18 protein-coding genes and 1 pseudogene are annotated in these 17,259 nt (G+C 56.5%); 2 read left to right on the top strand and 17 right to left on the bottom strand.

The window, feature by feature from the left end; genetic code table 11:
- Positions 1 to 164: 164 nt before the first annotated feature.
- From rnhA to coxB, 11 genes are all read right to left on the bottom strand, one after another.
- Entirely contained in the window at positions 165 to 635 is a 471-nt protein-coding gene (gene rnhA, locus ACXJ5O_RS05525; protein WP_457299022.1) for a ribonuclease HI, read from the bottom strand.
- Entirely contained in the window at positions 632 to 1,612 is a 981-nt protein-coding gene (locus ACXJ5O_RS05530; RefSeq protein WP_457299023.1) for a homoserine kinase, read from the bottom strand. Before ACXJ5O_RS05530 ends, rnhA begins: the two co-directional genes overlap by 4 nt.
- 10 nt (positions 1,613 to 1,622) lie before the next feature.
- A complete protein-coding gene (gene ispH, locus ACXJ5O_RS05535; RefSeq protein ID WP_457299024.1) occupies positions 1,623 to 2,624 on the bottom strand; it encodes a 4-hydroxy-3-methylbut-2-enyl diphosphate reductase in 1,002 nt (333 codons plus the stop codon).
- 50 nt (positions 2,625 to 2,674) lie between these two features.
- Positions 2,675 to 3,475, bottom strand: coding sequence for an SURF1 family protein (locus ACXJ5O_RS05540; RefSeq protein WP_457299025.1), 801 nt, complete (start codon positions 3,473 to 3,475; stop codon positions 2,675 to 2,677).
- Complete coding sequence (locus tag ACXJ5O_RS05545) at positions 3,468 to 3,863, bottom strand: DUF983 domain-containing protein (protein ID WP_457299026.1); 396 nt, start codon at positions 3,861 to 3,863, stop codon at positions 3,468 to 3,470. Before ACXJ5O_RS05545 ends, ACXJ5O_RS05540 begins: the two co-directional genes overlap by 8 nt.
- A gap of 124 nt (positions 3,864 to 3,987) precedes the next feature.
- Positions 3,988 to 4,866, bottom strand: a complete 879-nt coding sequence (locus ACXJ5O_RS05550) for a cytochrome c oxidase subunit 3 (RefSeq protein WP_271893054.1) — start codon at positions 4,864 to 4,866, stop codon at positions 3,988 to 3,990.
- Between the two features lie 56 nt (positions 4,867 to 4,922).
- The gene (locus ACXJ5O_RS05555) at positions 4,923 to 5,522 is read right to left on the bottom strand and encodes a cytochrome c oxidase assembly protein (RefSeq protein WP_224505415.1); all 600 of its coding nucleotides are present in this window, start codon (positions 5,520 to 5,522) and stop codon (positions 4,923 to 4,925) included.
- Positions 5,519 to 5,695, bottom strand: coding sequence for a hypothetical protein (locus ACXJ5O_RS05560; protein ID WP_210283366.1), 177 nt, complete (start codon positions 5,693 to 5,695; stop codon positions 5,519 to 5,521). The genes ACXJ5O_RS05555 and ACXJ5O_RS05560 overlap by 4 nt, the downstream gene beginning before the upstream one ends.
- Before the next feature lies 1 nt (position 5,696).
- A complete protein-coding gene (gene cyoE, locus ACXJ5O_RS05565; protein ID WP_457299027.1) occupies positions 5,697 to 6,641 on the bottom strand; it encodes a heme o synthase in 945 nt (314 codons plus the stop codon).
- A 59-nt stretch (positions 6,642 to 6,700) separates the two neighbouring features.
- Positions 6,701 to 8,353, bottom strand: a complete 1,653-nt coding sequence (gene ctaD, locus ACXJ5O_RS05570; RefSeq protein WP_114432781.1) for a cytochrome c oxidase subunit I — start codon at positions 8,351 to 8,353, stop codon at positions 6,701 to 6,703.
- Positions 8,354 to 8,393: 40 nt separating this feature from the next.
- Entirely contained in the window at positions 8,394 to 9,239 is an 846-nt protein-coding gene (coxB, locus tag ACXJ5O_RS05575; protein ID WP_457299033.1) for a cytochrome c oxidase subunit II, read from the bottom strand.
- A 431-nt stretch (positions 9,240 to 9,670) separates the two neighbouring features.
- Between coxB and ACXJ5O_RS05580 the strand changes: the two genes are divergently transcribed.
- A complete protein-coding gene (locus ACXJ5O_RS05580; RefSeq protein ID WP_245426596.1) occupies positions 9,671 to 10,138 on the top strand; it encodes an invasion associated locus B family protein in 468 nt (155 codons plus the stop codon).
- Between the two features lie 80 nt (positions 10,139 to 10,218).
- Positions 10,219 to 11,631 carry a metalloprotease TldD gene (gene tldD, locus ACXJ5O_RS05585; protein WP_457299028.1) on the top strand — a complete coding sequence of 471 codons (1,413 nt, stop codon included), beginning with the start codon at positions 10,219 to 10,221 and terminating at the stop codon, positions 11,629 to 11,631.
- Between the two features lie 10 nt (positions 11,632 to 11,641).
- Here tldD and ACXJ5O_RS05590 read toward each other — a convergent pair whose 3' ends face one another.
- From ACXJ5O_RS05590 to ACXJ5O_RS05615, 6 genes and pseudogenes are all read right to left on the bottom strand, one after another.
- Positions 11,642 to 12,871 carry a class I SAM-dependent RNA methyltransferase gene (locus ACXJ5O_RS05590; RefSeq protein ID WP_457299029.1) on the bottom strand — a complete coding sequence of 410 codons (1,230 nt, stop codon included), beginning with the start codon at positions 12,869 to 12,871 and terminating at the stop codon, positions 11,642 to 11,644.
- A gap of 6 nt (positions 12,872 to 12,877) precedes the next feature.
- Positions 12,878 to 13,621 (bottom strand): TlyA family RNA methyltransferase, encoded by a 744-nt coding sequence (locus ACXJ5O_RS05595; protein WP_457299030.1) that lies wholly within the window; start codon positions 13,619 to 13,621, stop codon positions 12,878 to 12,880.
- Positions 13,622 to 13,626: 5 nt separating this feature from the next.
- Complete coding sequence (gene dxs, locus ACXJ5O_RS05600) at positions 13,627 to 15,546, bottom strand: 1-deoxy-D-xylulose-5-phosphate synthase (protein ID WP_457299031.1); 1,920 nt, start codon at positions 15,544 to 15,546, stop codon at positions 13,627 to 13,629.
- A 75-nt stretch (positions 15,547 to 15,621) separates the two neighbouring features.
- Positions 15,622 to 16,560: a pirin family protein gene (locus tag ACXJ5O_RS05605; RefSeq protein WP_457299032.1), complete on the bottom strand. Its 939-nt coding sequence runs from the start codon at positions 16,558 to 16,560 to the stop codon at positions 15,622 to 15,624.
- A 71-nt stretch (positions 16,561 to 16,631) separates the two neighbouring features.
- The gene (locus tag ACXJ5O_RS05610; RefSeq protein ID WP_112527307.1) at positions 16,632 to 16,886 is read right to left on the bottom strand and encodes an exodeoxyribonuclease VII small subunit; all 255 of its coding nucleotides are present in this window, start codon (positions 16,884 to 16,886) and stop codon (positions 16,632 to 16,634) included.
- A 3-nt stretch (positions 16,887 to 16,889) separates the two neighbouring features.
- Positions 16,890 to 17,259, bottom strand: a pseudogene (locus ACXJ5O_RS05615) (histone deacetylase family protein); the annotation flags it as partial.

Below are 17,259 nucleotides of genomic sequence, written 5' to 3' on the forward strand. Positions count from 1 at the left end.
GGCCGGCAGGGGGACAACGTTAGCGGGCGGTCTTCGGATCGCACTACTTATCTACCAAGACGCGCTTCGACGACCGCCCGTCTTCCCAACATGCAAACAATAGCCAGACGCGAAAGCGGGCGTGGCAAGGGGCAAGCACACCCGGTTCTTTGACATAACAATCATCAGGAATTCGCGTCGCGCACTTGCGGCAGTCGCTTCTGTTTAAAAGGAGCCATGCCAGCGCGCGCGAGTTCGTCGGCACGCTCATTCTCCGGATGGCCCGCATGTCCTTTGACCCAATGCCAGACCACCTTGTGGCGCTTACGCGCCTCATCCAGCGCCTGCCAGAGTTCGGCGTTCTTCACTGGCTTCTTGGCGGCAGTCTTCCAGCCGTTGCGCTTCCAGCCGTCGATCCAGCCAGAAATACCGTCGCGAACATAGACAGAATCCGTGTAAAGGTCGACCTGGCAAGGTTCCTTCAGGGCATTCAAGGCCGAGATTGCCGCCATCAGCTCCATACGATTGTTGGTCGTGTCGGCCTCACCACCCGAAAGTTCCTTTTCATTGCCGTTCCAGCGTAGAACCGCACCCCAGCCTCCCGGGCCCGGATTGCCGGAGCAAGCGCCATCGGTAAAAGCCTGAATCTCCTTCACACTTTCGACCCTTCCAGAATGAGCCCGTATTCTTCTGCCGACCTGATCTGGCGGTGAAAGCGCATCCGGCGGATATATTCCATCGGATCTTTTTTGACGACGAGGCTACCTTCCGGCGTGTTGAGCCAATCGTACAATCTTGTGAGCATGAAACGCAGCGCCGATCCCCGCGCCAGGACAGGCAAGCTTACCGCTTCATCCACCGAGAGCGGGCGAACAGAATTGTAACCTCGAAGCAAGGCTGTGCCCTTGGTTAAATTGAAAGAATGATCCTTTTCAAAGCACCAGGCGTTCAGGCAAACGGCCACATCGTAGGCAAGCAGATCGGTACAGGCGAAATAGAAATCGATCAGTCCCGAAAGCTTGTTTCCCAAAAAGAAGACGTTGTCTGGAAAAAGGTCGGCATGGATGACACCCGAGGGCAAGTGCGACGGCCAGTTTGACTCGAAGAAGGCAAGATCGGCCTCGGTCTCCTCGGCAAGGCCCGGTTCAACCCGACCGGCACCGGCCTTGGAATTATCCCATAGAGGCCGCCAGCCTTCTACAGAGAGCGCATTGGGGCGGCGCATGGGGAAATCCTCCCCCGCGACATGCATCCTCGCCATTGCCTCGCCCAAGGCAAAGCAATGCTGCACGGTCGGGCGGCGCATCCACATGCCTTCGAGAAAGGTTACGATCGCAGCAGGCCGACCAGCCAGTTCGCCGATGCTTGATCCGGACTTCTGGTTCACTGGCAAAGGACAGCGTATCCCCTTGCCCGCCAGATGGCGCATCAAACCAAGAAAGAACGGCAGATCGTTGCTGTTCACACGTTTCTCGTACAGCGTCAGAATGTATGATCCGGTGCTCGTATGCAGCAGATAGTTGGAGTTTTCGACGCCCTCGGCAATGCCCTTATACGAAAGCAGCTCGCCGATATCGTAGTCCTTGAGGAAGTGCGCCAAGTCGATTTCATTGATGTCGGTATAGACGGCCATATGCTAGCTCTTACCGGCTGCCGTTGACGAATGCCATATCGGCGCTCGTCAGTTCCACATCGCGCAGGTCCCGCATCACATGGAAATTTTCGGTCTCGATGGTTGTTTCCGCGAGTTCGATCGACACGATATACCGCTCCGAAAAGGACTGGATGATTTCGTCAACGATGATCTCCGGAGCTGAAGCGCCGGCGGACAATCCGACCACCGAAATGTTGCCGACCCTGCTCCAGTCGATGTCGCCGGCTCGTTGAACCAGCCGAGATTGAACCGCCCCCGACCGTTCGGCGACCTCAACCAGTCGCTTTGAATTGGAAGAGTTCGGAGCTCCCACGACGAGAAAAAGGTCGCAGCCTGGAGCCGCGGCTTTCACAGCGTCCTGGCGGTTCGTAGTGGCGTAGCAGATCGATTCTGCAGCTGGTGCCGTCAGCGCGGGGAAGCGGCCCTGCAAGGTCGCGATGATCCCGGCAGTATCGTCAACGGAAAGTGTTGTCTGCGTCACGAAGCCGAGGTTATCGGGATCCTCGGGGACATAGGTCTCAGCTTCGGCGATGGTTTCGACCAGCGTCACCGCACCTTCGGGCAATTGACCCATCGTACCGATGACTTCCGGATGGCCTGAGTGACCGACGAGAATGACATGGCGGCCGAGCCGCTGGTGGCGCATCGCCTGCTTATGAACCTTGGACACCAGCGGGCATGTTGCATCCAGATAGAAAAGGTTCTTGCTTTCCGCATCGGAGGGGACCGACTTCGGAACCCCGTGCGCGGAAAAGACCACAGGCTGATTGCGATGCTCCGGAGGAATTTCGTCGAGCTCTTCGACAAAAACCGCTCCGCGAGCCTGCAAGCCTTCGACGACGTAGCGGTTATGTACGATCTCATGGCGGACGTAGACAGGTGCGCCATATTTCTTCAACGCCAAAACGACGATCTGGATGGCTCGATCCACACCGGCGCAAAAACCGCGCGGTCCGCACAGGCGGATTGTCAGTGGTTTCTTGTCAGCCATCGTGTCGTGTCTCATGGAAGCGTTACAGTGCTGTTGGAATTGGGCGGCAATCAACGCGAAGTCAAGTCCGAAGCTTCAGATTGGCTGGGATCAGGCTCGTTTGGATCCTTGGGATGGTATCGCTGCCAAAGCGAAATTCCCGCGACCGCAAGCAGTGTCGCGGCGAGGCCATACCAGGTTACCGCGTATTGCAGGTGGCTGTTAGGCAGATCGATGATCGTTACGCCGCCAACCGGCAGGCCCCCGGGATTAGGTGTCTTGTCGGCATCGATGAAAAAAGGAACCAGCTTGTCATCTGCAATGCCCGACTGTCCCGCCATCGTTGGCAGGTCTTTCCAATAGTAGATATTGGTCACGAGGTCGTTGTTCGGCACGATCGACGAAGGCTTGTCATAAAGCGGATTGCRCGCAAGCCCCGTTACAACCACCTGTCCCTCAACTTCGCCTTGGGGCCGTGTCACGGAATTCTTCTTGTCATAGGGAACAAAGCCACGATTGACAAAGACCGCTCGACCATCATCAAGCAGAAGCGGCGTATAGACGTAGAACCCGGAAGTGCCGTCATAGGTCGCGAAATAGTGACGCTCGCGATCATTCAGCAGCCGGCCTGTCACGGTCACAGTCCGGTAGTCGACGTCCCTTTCGGCCGCCCAGACTCTCTCTATTTCGGCAAGCGATGCGGGCTTCGCATGCGTTCGAGCATCTATCTCCGCCAGCAGGCCTTCCTTCCAATAAAGGCGTTCGACCTGCCATGTCCCGAGGGCGATCAAGACTGCGAAAACGATTGCACCCAGGACAACTTTTATCCACGGGAAGCGGTTGCTTGGTAAAGGTGTCACGCGCTCAGTCATGGCTATCCAACGTATCAAGCCGACCCTCTGCGGCCTTATGCTTGTACTGCAAGGCTATCAGAATGCCCTTCATCCAGCGCAGCGCCGTAAGGCAGAGCACGAGGGCCAGGGGTATCCACAGGATAAAATGCAACCATAATGGCGGATCGAGCGTCACCTCCATCCAGAGGGCAAGGCCGACGACAATGAAGCCGATCAAGAGCATCACCAGAACTGCCGGGCCCTCGCCCGTGTCGATGAATGAATAATCCAGCCCACAGCTGGAACAGCTCTTCGCTGGTGCAAGGAAGCCATCGAACAGCTTCCCCTGCCCGCATCGAGGACAGCGTGCTTTTACACCGGCAGTTACGGGGTCAACTGGTGGGTAAAGCGCCGTGTCTTGATTCATGGTCATGTGCCTCAAGGCCGGAGGGGCTTTGCAGTGAGTATATCGGATGGTTGCGCAGGAATGTGCTGAAAAAGTGAGAGCGGCCGTGTTTCCACGACCGCCCGCAAACTTTAGACGAGTTCGCCTATTCCACGGCTATCGGAGCACCCCAGGATGCCCATACATAGATCGAGAAGAACAGGAACAGCCAGACCACGTCAACGAAGTGCCAATACCAGGCCGCAGCCTCGAAACCGAAATGTTTGGTCGGCGTAAAGTCACCGCGGAGCGAGCGAAGCAAACATACGGCGAGGAAGATGGTTCCAATGATGACGTGGAAACCGTGGAAACCAGTCGCCATGAAGAATGTTGCACCGTAGATCGAATCCTTGAACGCAAATGGAGCGTGAATGTATTCGTATGCCTGCACCGAGGAAAAGAGCAGACCGAGCAGGACAGTGAGCGTCAGGCCCCTGATCAGGCCCTTGCGATCATTGTGGATCAGAGCATGGTGCGCCCATGTGACCGTCGTGCCGGACAAAAGCAGGATGACGGTATTGTAAAGCGGCAGGTGCAACGGGTCGAGAACTTCAATACCCTTCGGGGGCCATACACCGCCGGTGAATGCTGTCCGCGCTACTTGCGCTGCTTCCCCGGGGAAAAGACTGGCATCGAAGAACGCCCAGAACCAGGCAACGAAGAACATCACTTCTGACGCGATGAACATGATCATGCCGTAGCGCAGATGCAACGAGACCACGCGCGTGTGATGACCTTCCTTGCTCTCCTTGATTGTGTCGGACCACCAGCCGTACATCGTATAAAGAACGATCATTACGCCTATAAGCAGGATCCAGGGGCTTGTGAGATTAGCGCGGAAAAGGACAAGCTCGCCGCCGGCATGATAACGCATGAAAGCGATGCCGCCGATTGCAAGAACAAAAGCGCCAACCGAGCCAAGAAATGGCCATGGGCTAGGATCGATGATGTGGTAATCGTGGTTCTTTTGGTGCGTCTCGGCCATTCTAACCCTCRCAAGGTCTGTTCATTGGTTTTGACACCGGGCTAAGCCGGCGCAGTTTAGAGTTGTCCCGATGTACCATTCTTCTTGACCTCGGTATTGGCAGCAACGGGTGCTGGCATAGGGATCGGGAAGAATGTGTAGGATAGAGTGATTGTGTTGACGCCCTTCAGCTCAGGCGCATTGACGATGTCCGGATCGACAAAAAAGACGACCGGCATTTCCAGATCTTCACCTGGCTTCAGGACCGTATCCGTGAAGCAGAAGCACTCGACCTTGTTGAAGTAAGCACCTGCAGCCTGCGGCGTCACGTTGAATGACGCGCGCCCCGCGGTCGGCTTGTCGACGATGTTCTTCGCCTCATATTTGATCAGCTTGGTTTCGCCGATGTTCATCGTGACTTCGCGCTGTACAGGCTCGAACTGCCACGGCAAACCACCAGATGTATTGGCGTCGAAACGCACAGTGATTTTTTTGTCAAGAATTGTATCGGACATCTGTTCGACGCGCTGGGTCGTGCCACCATATCCGGTGACCTGGCAGAACATGGCGTAGAGCGGGACGGCAGCAAACGCCATACCTACCATGCCGAAGAAGAAGGCGAGGCAAGAAATTGCGATCGTCCGGTCGGAAACCTTGCGCTTCGGTGCATCGCTCATTGTGCGGGCCTCGTTACGGGCGCCGTTTGCGAAGAGTGATTGGCTCCGATTTTGGCCCACGTCCCGACATAGACAACGACGACAAACGCGGCCAACGCCAGCGCAAGCGCCAGGGAACGGCTACGCTGTGCCCGCTTCTGCTTGTCCGTGAGAGTTACCATGTCGTTGCTCATATTAAACACCAGCCACCAGAAATGCCTTGCGCACCAGAATCTYGCCGAGGAGCACCGCATACAAACTGAAAAGATAGAAAATGGAGAAAGCGAACATCTTCTTGGCAGGCTTCAACATCGCATCGCCAACTGGAGCACGCCATACCGTGAAGGCCGAAGCAAGAAAGGCACCGCCCATCGCTATGGCAAACAGGCCATAACCTGGCCCCGCGAATCCCATGATCCAAGGGAGGACACCAACTGGTGCTACCAGCAAAGTATAGAGAAAAATCTGAAACTTCGTCGATGCAGGCCCTGCAACATTAGGCATCATCGGAATCTTCGCCCTCTCATAGTCATCGGACATGAAGAGCGACAAGGCCCAGAAATGCGGCGGCGTCCACAGGAAGATGATGAGAAAAAGGACGATACTTTCCATGCTCACGGAATTCGTGACCGCCGCCCAGCCGATCATGGGCGGAAAGGCACCCGCTGCTCCTCCGATGACGATGTTCTGCGGCGTCGAACGCTTCAGCCACATCGTATAAATGACAGCATAAAAGAAGATCGTGAATGCCAACAGAAATGCGGACAAGAGATTTACGAAAAGACCAAGCGTTACGACCGAAAAGGCCGACAGCAGGAGGCCAAATGTCAACACCTCTCCGCGTGAGATACGTCCCGCAGGGATCGGCCGCTTGGAGGTGCGCTTCATAATGGCGTCGATGTCGGCATCGTACCACATATTGAGTGCACCCGAGGCGCCTGCCCCGACTGCAATACAAAGGATGGCGATTGCGGCCAAGACAGGATTTATCTGGCCAGGAGCAGCCATCATTCCAACGAAGCCAGTAAAGACAACCAAGGACATAACGCGTGGCTTGAGCAGCGCAATATAATCCGATGCATTGGCTTCCGAGAGGCCAATACTCGCATCAAGATTTGCGTTTTTCTCAATCAGTGCCATTTGATCCGTCTTAGTTTTATTCAATGCCGGGACCTTTGGCAGTCCCGGCATTGACGTGTTTACTTGATGCGCGGGAGCTGTTCCCACTGATGGAATGGCGGCGGCGATGAAAGCTGCCATTCCAGTGTCGTTGCGCCCGCACCCCAAGGATTGGCTCCAGCCTCACGCTTCTTGGCGAACGCCTCGAATACGCCGAAGAGGAAGATCAGAACGCCAACGCCAGAGATGTACGAACCGATCGACGATACTTCGTTCCACCCTGCAAAAGCATCCGGGTAATCGATATAGCGGCGCGGCATGCCGGCGAGACCAAGGAAATGCTGCGGGAAGAAAACCAGATTGACACCAATGAACATCACCCAGAAATGCGTGTGGGCAATTTTATGGTTGTACATGTAGCCGGTCATTTTCGGGAACCAGTAGTACCAGCCGGCGAAGATGCCGAACACTGCGCCCAACGACAGCACGTAGTGGAAATGCGCGATCACGTAGTAGGTGTCATGCAGCGAACGGTCGAGACCGGCATTAGCCAATTGAACGCCGGTCACACCGCCAACGGTGAACAGGAAGATAAAGCCGATCGCCCAGACCATTGGCGGCTTGAACTCGATGGACCCACCCCACATCGTGGCGATCCAGGAGAAGATCTTGACGCCGGTTGGAACCGCGATGACCATCGTGGCGAAGACGAAGTAGCGCTGCGTGTCGAGTGACAGGCCCACTGTGTACATGTGGTGGGCCCAAACGATAAACCCGACGACGCCGATGGCAACCATGGCGTAGGCCATTCCGAGATAACCGAAGATTGGTTTACGCGAGAATGTCGAGACGATGTGACTGATGATGCCGAAGGCCGGCAGAATCATGATGTAAACTTCAGGGTGACCGAAGAACCAGAACAGATGCTGGAACAGGATAGGATCACCACCACCTTCAGGTGCGAAGAACGCCGTGCCGAAATTCCGGTCGGTCAAAAGCATCGTGATACCACCCGCCAAAACCGGGAGCGCCAGCAATAGCAGGAATGCAGTGATCAAAACCGACCAGGCAAACAGCGGCATCTTGTGCAATGTCATGCCGGGAGCGCGCATATTGAAGATCGTGGTAATGAAATTGATGGCACCAAGGATCGATGACGCGCCAGCAATGTGAAGCGCGAGAATGGCAAAATCCATCGCCGGGCCAGGCTGACCTGATGTCGAGTATGGCGGATAGATTGTCCAGCCACCGCCCGTACCGAAGCCACCGGCAGGACCCGGAACGAACATCGACAGTATCAACAACAGGAGTGCGGGCGGGAGCAGCCAGAACGAAATATTGTTCATGCGCGGGAAGGCCATGTCCGGGGCACCGATCATAATCGGAACCATCCAGTTGGCGAAACCGCCGATGAGCGCAGGCATGACCATGAAGAAGATCATGATCAGACCGTGTGCGGTCGAAAACACGTTGTACATCTGCTTGCCGGCATCGATAGCCGCGTCGCCTTCAAAGCCGTAAACCATGGAGGCCAGACCGTGGAAAATCTGGATGCCTGGCTGTTGCAACTCGGCGCGCATGGCGATCGAAAGCGAACCACCGATAAGGCCAGCTATGATCGCGAAGATCAGATACAGCGTACCGATGTCCTTGTGATTGGTCGAATAAACCCAACGCGTCCAGCCTGTCGGCTTGTGAGCGTCGTGTGCTTCGTGAGCTGCAGAACCTGCCATCAAAGTGCTCCCGTTCCTCAATAAATTGCGTAAAACCGGCTTAGTTGCCAGCCACGCTTACATTCTTGTCTGCGTCAATTGCTGCGGTCAGCGTCTTGTAGGCACCCGGAAGGTCTTTCCCGGCGGCAGTAAACCACGCATTGTACTGATCCTGTGAAACGACATGGATCGCAATCGGCATGAAGGCATGATCCTTGCCGCAAATCTGCGAGCACTGACCGTAATACATGCCTTCCTTGTTGGCCTTGAACCATGTCTCGTTGCTGCGGCCCGCAACTGCATCCATCTTCACACCAAAGGCAGGCATGGAGAACGAGTGGATGACATCGGCACCGGTGACAAGCAAACGCACGGTCGTATTGACAGGGACGACCATTTCATTGTCGACCGCCAGCAGGCGCGGGTAGGCCTGCTTGTCTTCCTTCCCGGCAGCGGCGCGGTCAGTCTCTTTCAGCATCACAGAGTCAAACGAAACAGGGGCTTCGCCTGCCTGATACTCGTAACCCCAATACCATTGGTAGCCGGTGGCCTTGATCGTTAGCTTCGGCTCTTCGGGCGAATATTGCGCCGTCAGCAACTGGAAGGAAGGAATTGCCAGGAAGAGAAGAATGACGACAGGGCCTACGGTCCAGACGATCTCAACTGCCGTATTGTGGCTGGTCTTTGACGGAACCGGATTGGCGCTGGCACGATAGCGATACATCACCCAGGCCAGCAGTGCCATCACGAAAAGCGTAATGGGAACGATGAACCACAATGTATAGCGTTCAAACCACTCGATCTGCTCCATAATGGCAGAAGCGGCTGGTTGGAAAGTCATTTGCCAAGGCTCCGGCTGGGCTGCATAAGCAGTGCCGGCACCGAGCAGGCCACTCAGGATACCCATCAGCGTGACAATATTCTTCTTCACCTAGAAATCTCCCGAATGAAGCATTGATTCCATAGAATAAGACTGGGCAGCGTGATGGCCCGATGTATGGCGCGTTCAAACCACACATTAGCTTACATCGCAAGGAAGGCGAACGTGATCTCATGCGGCATTTTTGCGCGCGGCTTTCCAGCAGCAAGCCCCAGACCGCTCGAAGCAGCAGTTTTTTCGTTCTTGCAGCTGTTTTGCAGCACACAGGGCCATTAGGCTCACAATCCGGCCATTTTTCGGCTACACCACGTCTTATAGGCCGCGCTATGCTGGGGAGCGTTTGAGCGGTATTCTTTTCATCCGGGGCGGAGCGGTTTAACGTCTGGATGATTCGTTTTGGAGCCTACATGTTGTCTTTCGCGCTACGTAGCATCGCTGCTGGTCTGCTTGCCCTGTCAATGACTGTCGTTGCGGGCACCGCAATGGCAGCGCAGCAAAGCGGCACAGTCAAGTCCACCCATGGCGCATGGTCGATCCTCTGCGATACGCCGGCGGGTGCCAAATCGGAGCAATGCGCGCTGATCCAGAACGTCGTCGCGGCGGATCGTCCGGAAATGGGCCTCTCCGTCGTCGTTCTGAAAACTGCGGACAACAAAGCGAAGATTTTGCGCGTCCTTGCGCCCCTTGGTGTACTCCTGCCCAACGGCCTTGGCCTCAATGTGGATGGTAAAGATATCGGCCGCGCTTACTTCGTTCGTTGCTTCGAGGATGGTTGCTATGCCGAGGTCATTCTGGAAGATCAGCTTGTCCAGACGCTAAAGACCGGCAAGGCGGCAACATTCATCGTCTTCCAGACACCGGAAGAAGGTATCGGCATTCCGGTCGAACTTAATGGGTTTGGCGAGGGTTTTGACGCACTTCCATAAGTTTCGAGGGAGTTTGCGGTTGTCGAAAGGACTGTGAAGGCCTACATCCCGTTCACACCATTTGAACCGGACCCATTCTCATGAAAAGTCTCATCGACAGTTTTGATGCGCCGCGCGACAAAATCCTTGAAACCGTAAAGCAGAGTCTCGACGGGGCGGATGATGGCGAACTCTTCATCGAATACAGAGAATCAGAAGGTCTTGCCTTTGACAATGGCCGATTGAAAAACGGTTCGTTCAATCAGGATCAAGGTTTTGGCCTGCGCGCCGTGGCCGGTGGTTCGGTCGGTTATGCGCACGCTGGCGAGTTCTCGCTTGGCGCATTGAAGCGTGCCTCGGATGCAGCTTCGGCGGTAAGGACTGGTTACGCCGGAACGTATACCGCAGCGCCGCCCGGAACGAACCGGAGCCTCTACAGCGATGAAAATCCGCTTGGCTCTCCGAGTTTCGAGGCGAAGGTGAAACTGCTCCAGGAGATTGACGCCTATCTCAGGGCGAAAGATCCGAAGGTGCGGCAGGTTTCGGTCTCGCTTGCGGCTTCATGGCAGCAGGTAGAAATTCTGCGTGCCGATGGACATTTTGTACGCGACGTTCGCCCCATGGTTCGGCTTAACGTGTCCGTTGTTGTCGGAGATGGCGACCGGCAGGAAAGCGGCACATATGGTGCAGGCGGACGCAAGGGCTTCGGCGAATTCATCGTCGCAGATAAATGGCAATATGCTGCCGATGAAGCACTACGACAGGCTCTGGTAAATCTGGAGGCAATCCCCGCCCCCGCTGGCACATTCGACATCGTCCTTTCCAGCGGCTGGCCCGGCGTGATGCTTCACGAAGCGGTAGGTCACGGTCTTGAAGGTGATTTCAACCGGAAGAAAACGTCTGCCTTTGCCGGTTTGCTCGGCCAGAAGGTAGCATCGAAGGGCGTAACCGTCGTTGATGACGGCACCATCTCCGAACGGCGGGGCTCATTGACCGTCGACGACGAGGGCATGCCGACCAACAAGACTGTCTTGATCGATGACGGCATTCTGGTCGGCTACATGCAGGATCGGCAAAACGCGCGCCTGATGGGAATGGAGCCAACCGGCAACGGACGGCGCGAATCCTACGCTCATGCACCGATGCCGCGCATGACGAACACATATATGCTCGGCGGCGACAAGACGCCGGAAGAAATCATCGCCTCGGTCAAGAACGGCATTTATGCCGTTTCGTTCGGTGGCGGCCAAGTGGACATCACCTCCGGCAAATTCGTGTTCGGCTGTACGGAGGCATACATGATCGAGAACGGCAAGATCGGCGCGCCCGTCAAAGGCGCCATGCTRATCGGCAATGGACCCGACGCGATGCAACGCATTTCAATGATCGGCAATGACCTGCAGCTCGATACGGGTATCGGCAATTGCGGCAAGGGCGGTCAATGGGTGCCAGTGGGTGTCGGCCAACCACATCTGCGTATGGATCAGATGACCGTAGGCGGAACGGCGGTCTAACTATAGGTCGCTATTTTTTGCTGAGCAAAGCCACCACTTCGACGTGCGAAGACCAGAGAAACTGATCGATTGGCACGACGCGGTCGATTTTATAGCCACCCTTGATGAGGATGCTCAGGTCGCGGCCGAGGGTGACGGGGTTGCACGAGACAGCCGCAACTTTCGACACGGTGGATTTTGCGATCTCGATTGCCTGTGCTTCCGCGCCCGCGCGCGGCGGGTCAAAGACGAGACCGGCATACGGCTTCAGTTCCCGTGCCAGAAAAGGTCGCCGGAACAAATCACGGCGCTCCACCGTGACCGGCTTGAGACCCTGAACATGCCGGATGCTACGATCCATCGCATCAACGGCGGCCTGCTCGCCCTCGACAGCATGGACTGCTGATTTCTCTGCCATCCTGAATGTGAAGGTGCCCGACCCGCTAAAAAGGTCGATCGTCTTCTTTGCCTTGGCCAGATGACCTGTCAACAATGCAGACATGGCTACCTCGGCTTCCAAGGTCGCTTGGAGAAAGCCGCCAGCAGGTAGAAAAACTGGAACTTTACCAAACTGAACAATAGGTTTTCGTGGCTCGACGATGATTTCGCCTTCAAAGCTCAGTCGGGCAAAATCCTTTTTGATGACCAGCGCTGTCAGCGCCTGACGTTTGGCTGCGTCGGGTGCGGCACATCCTGAAGCCACAATATCCAGGCCCGAAGCCGTCGACGTGACCGTAAGCTTGAAGGGTTTCATGCCGCCGCCAAGAACGGCAACCAGTTCGCGCAGATCGTCAAGACGCGAAACGATTTCCGGCACTGTTACCGGACATTCCACGATATCTACCAGTTCGTGACTGAGATGCTTGTTGAAACCGAGTACGGCGCCCCTCTCACTCGTGCGGACGGCAAAAACGGCACGGCGCCGGGTCTGCGGGGCACACGGCACAAGCGGATCGAGCGTGAACGCGAACCCTCTGCCCGCAAGCGTATCGTGGACGAGTGATCTTTTCCAATCGCGATACGCGCTGTCCTGCCAATGCTGCAAGGTGCAGCCTCCACACTCCTCAAAGTGGCGGCAGGCGGGCACAATGCGCTCGGGCGATGGTTCCAGTAGCGCCACAAGCGTGGCACGGCCATTTTCCAGCGCCACATTGGCAACCTCGCCGGGTAACGAAAACGGCACATAGGCGCTTCCCGCCGAAGTAGCGGCAATGCCGTCGCCGCCGGCGCCCATCCGTTCGATCGTTACGCGCATACTCATAAGATTTTACTTCTCAATCGTGGCTTTCAGGCCGGTCAGCAGAAACTCGCGATTGCCATCGCCGCCTTCTATGGGCGAAGGGCAGTATCCAAGGGCTTTCCAGCCCGGCAATCCATCCAACCAGTTCCTTAGATCATTTGCGACGCGTTCACCATCCTTCGGATCGCGCAAAATGCCACCTTTGCCGATCGCTTCGCGTCCGGCCTCGAATTGCGGCTTGACGAGAAGAACGCAGTGGCTGCCAGGCTCTGCCAGATGCAAGGCCGGTGGCAGCGCAAGTTTTAGTGAAATGAAGCTGACGTCGGAGACGACGAGATCGACAGATTTCCCGCTCAGATGCCCGCGCAAGAGATCCCGCGCATTCAAAGTCTCGATGTTGCTGACGCGCGTATTGCGGCGCAAACTGTCGTGCAACTGGCCATGGCCAACGTCGACGGCAATGACGTGGTCCGCGCCTCTTTCCAGCAGGACCTGCGTGAATCCACCCGTCGATGCACCAATGTCGAGAGCAGTGCAACCTTTCACGTCGATGGCAAAATGATCAAGACCGGCAACAAGCTTCAACGCTGCGCGCGAGACATAGCTACTGGCGGGATCATCGGCAAGGACTGCTGCGTCGATGGAAACCGTGGTGCCCGGCTTGGTGATGACAAAACCGTTGACTTGCACCGTGCCGCGTATGATAGCGTCGCGTGCCCGTGACCTGCTTGCAAAAAGCCCCTTATCAACCAGAAGCTGATCGAGCCGCATCAACGTTACGCGCGAGCTGGCGAAATAATGTGCTCGCGGCCAAGTGCGCCAAAGACAGTTCGCACGATGCCCGCACTGTCGAGCCCTGAACGGGCATACATTGCTTCGGGTTTGGCGTGGTCGAGATAGAGGTCAGGCAATGTCAACGTGCGGACACGAAGGCCGTTATCCAACAACCCGTCGCGGCTCAAGAAATGCAGAACGTGTGAGGCAAAGCCTCCGATGGCCCCCTCCTCCACCGTAACGAAGACCTCGTGCTCGCGCGCCAGACGACGAATCAAATCCTCGTCCAACGGTTTGGCAAACCGTGCGTCGGCAACGGTTGTAGAAAGTCCCGCCGCGTCCAACTCATCTGCGGCGGCCAAACATTCTTGCAGGCGGGTACCAAACGAGAGCAACGCGATCTTCGACCCTTCACGGACAAGCCGGCCTTTGCCGATCTGTAGAACCTGTCCCCGCTCGGGCAAATCGACACCGACGCCGTCACCGCGAGGATAGCGAAACGAGATCGGCCCTTCGTCATACTCGGCCGCCGTTCGCACCATATGGCGCAGCTCGGCCTCATCAGATGCGGCCATGACGACGAAGCCCGGCAACGCAGCCAGGAAACCCGTATCAAATGAGCCGGCATGGGTCGCGCCGTCTGCACCGACCAGCCCCGCCCGATCTACGGGAAAGCGTACCGGCAAGTTCTGCAGCGACACATCATGCACCACTTGGTCATAACCACGTTGCAGAAACGTCGAATAGATCGCGGCAAACGGCTTTAACCCTTCGCTTGCCAGACCAGCTGCGAAAGTCACGGCATGCTGTTCCGCAATACCAACATCGAAGATACGATCGGGAAAAACTTCCCCAAAAAGGTCGAGACCGGTTCCGCCCGGCATCGCTGCCGTTATGGCAACGATTCTGTCGTCGTGACGCGCTTCCTCGATCAGGCTCGTGGCAAAAACCTTCGTATAACTCGGCGCGTTGGCCGGCGGCTTCGCCTGCGCTCCGGTAATGACGTCGAATTTGTTAACACCGTGATATTTGTCCGCAGCTGCTTCCGCCGGGGCGTAACCCTTGCCCTTTTGGGTAACGACATGGATCAGAACCGGGCCGTCCATCGTATCGCGGACATTCTTCAGTACGGGTAGCAGATGGTCGAGATTGTGGCCATCGATCGGTCCGACATAGTAGAAGCCCAGCTCTTCGAACATGGTTCCGCCGGTCCAGAACCCACGGGCATACTCTTCCGAAAGGCGCGCCTTTTCCTGCAGGAATTTCGGCAGTTTCTTGGCAAGCTGCTTGGCGGTTTCACGAAATGAACGGTAAGCGCGCCCCGAAACGAGACGGGCAAGATAGGCGCTCATCGCCCCGGTGGGCGGTGCGATGGACATGTCATTGTCATTGAGAATGACGATCAGCCGCGCATCGAGAGCTCCAGCATTGTTCATCGCCTCATAGGCCATGCCTGCCGACATCGCTCCGTCGCCTATCACCGAGATCACGTTGCGCTTCGTGCCGGAAAGATCGCTGGCAACCGCCATGCCGAGACCTGCGGAAATGGACGTGGACGAATGGGCAGCGCCGAAGGGGTCGTACTCGCTTTCGCCGCGCTTGGTAAATCCGGAAAGCCCGCCCTCCTGCCGCAGGGTGCGGATACGGTCGCGCCGGCCGGTTAGTATCTTGTGCGGATAGGCCTGATGACCGACATCCCAAATGATCCGGTCATGCGGCGTATCGAAAACATGATGGAGTGCGACCGTCAGTTCGACGACCCCAAGCCCGGCCCCGAGATGGCCGCCCGTGGTCGAAACCGCATCAATCAGTTCGGTGCGCAGTTCCTGCGTCAGTTGAGGTAGATCGGATTCCGGCAGTTGGCGCAAATCCAAAGGAACTTTAACGCGATCAAGCAGTGGTGTTTCAAAATTCTTGGCCAAAGCGCAGGTTCCAATTCCAAGCTCAATTCTTGCCGTTCCCTAAAGGAAAACCAGCCGACCAGCAAGAAGCGGAGTTTACCGCTCCATGGGTCGGTTTTCAGGCAGCGGTATGAATTCTTCCTCGTCGCCAGGAACTATATCAAAACGGCCTGTGCGCCATTCCTCTTTTGCCTGCTCGATCCGCTCTTGGGATGAAGACACGAAATTCCACCAGATATAGCGCTTGGATGGAAGAGCAGCACCTCCAAACAGCATGAAGTGTGCGCCTTGCGGTGCGCGGACAATGATCTCGTCACCGGCGCGGAACACCAGCAGACGGTCTGCCGGGAAGTTCTCTCCTGCAACTTCTACCGAGCCGTCCAGCGTATAGATTGCCCGCTCTTCGGCAATGTTAGCAGGCAACTGAATATGGCTTCCGGGATCGAGCCGAACGTCCACGTAAAGCGTTTCCGCATGCTGTTTGACTGGCGAGCCAACCCCATGGAACTTGCCCATGACGATACGCGCCTCCATCCCTGCTTCGCGCAGGACCGGCAATTCACCTACGCCGGTATTGGCAAAGGCTGGGTTGATTTCCTCCAGATGATCTGGCAGCGCCAGCCAAGTCTGCAGCCCCGAAATCGGCAACGGCTCGGTCCGCAACTCCTCCGGTGAACGTTCTGAGTGAACGATTCCGCGGCCCGCCGTCATGAGATTGACGTCGCCAGGTTTGATGACCATCTCCGTGCCGAGGCTGTCGCGGTGGCGTATGTTCCCGTCGAAAAGATAGGTCACAGTCGAAAGGCCGATATGCGGATGCGGCCGCACATCAAGCGCATCCGTCGGGCGAAGGATCGCCGGGCCCATCCGGTCGAAGAAAATAAAGGGACCGACAAGGCGGCGCTTGGCGCTCGGCAGGGCACGCCGAACTTCGAGCCCGCCAATATCGCTGGTGCGCGGGATAATTAGCGTCTCGATTGCATCGATTGCTACTAAGTCACCTATCTTGGGATCTGGGCAGGGGGAAAAACTCATGCGCGCTACTCCGGAAGTGTCGGTGCCCTAGCATAGCGGTTCATCGCGGTGCTGAACAGCATTGCTGTGCTTCACTCCGGATCGAGCGGCTCTGTGCCGACGGGTTCACCGTTACGGCCAAGGCGGATTTTCTGCACCTTGTCTTCAGCGGCGCTCAAGAGAGTATCGCAATGCTTCTTGAGAGCTTCGCCCCGCTCATAGATCCGGATTGACTGTTCAAGTGGCACATCACCTCGTTCCAGATCGTCGACTATTTTTTCCAGCTGATCGAGCGCCTGCTCGAAGCTCATGGCAGCGATATCGGAATTGTTTTCTACATCGGCCATGCTTCATCCTCCCATCAACCGTCTTATATGTGCGCCCGCCGAGAGCGACATACCCTTGAGGTCGTAGCCGCCTTCCAGAAGGCTGACAAGGCGGTTTGACGCATAGCTCCCAGCTCTTTCCATCAGGGCACCCGTCGCCCAGTCAAAATCATCCTCGTTCAGATTTATTTCCGCCAGCGGGTCGCGGTGATGGGCGTCGAAACCGGCAGAAACGATAATCAGCTCCGGCCGAAACTCATCGATAGCGGGGAGAATACGCGTGTTGAATGCTTCTCTGAAATGGTCGCTGCCAGTCTGCGGGCTGAGAGGCGCATTGATGATATTACCAACACCAGTTTCATCCTTGGCTCCGGTGCCAGGATAGAGCGGCATC

The sequence above is a fragment of the Phyllobacterium sp. P5_D12 genome (genome assembly GCF_054049495.1).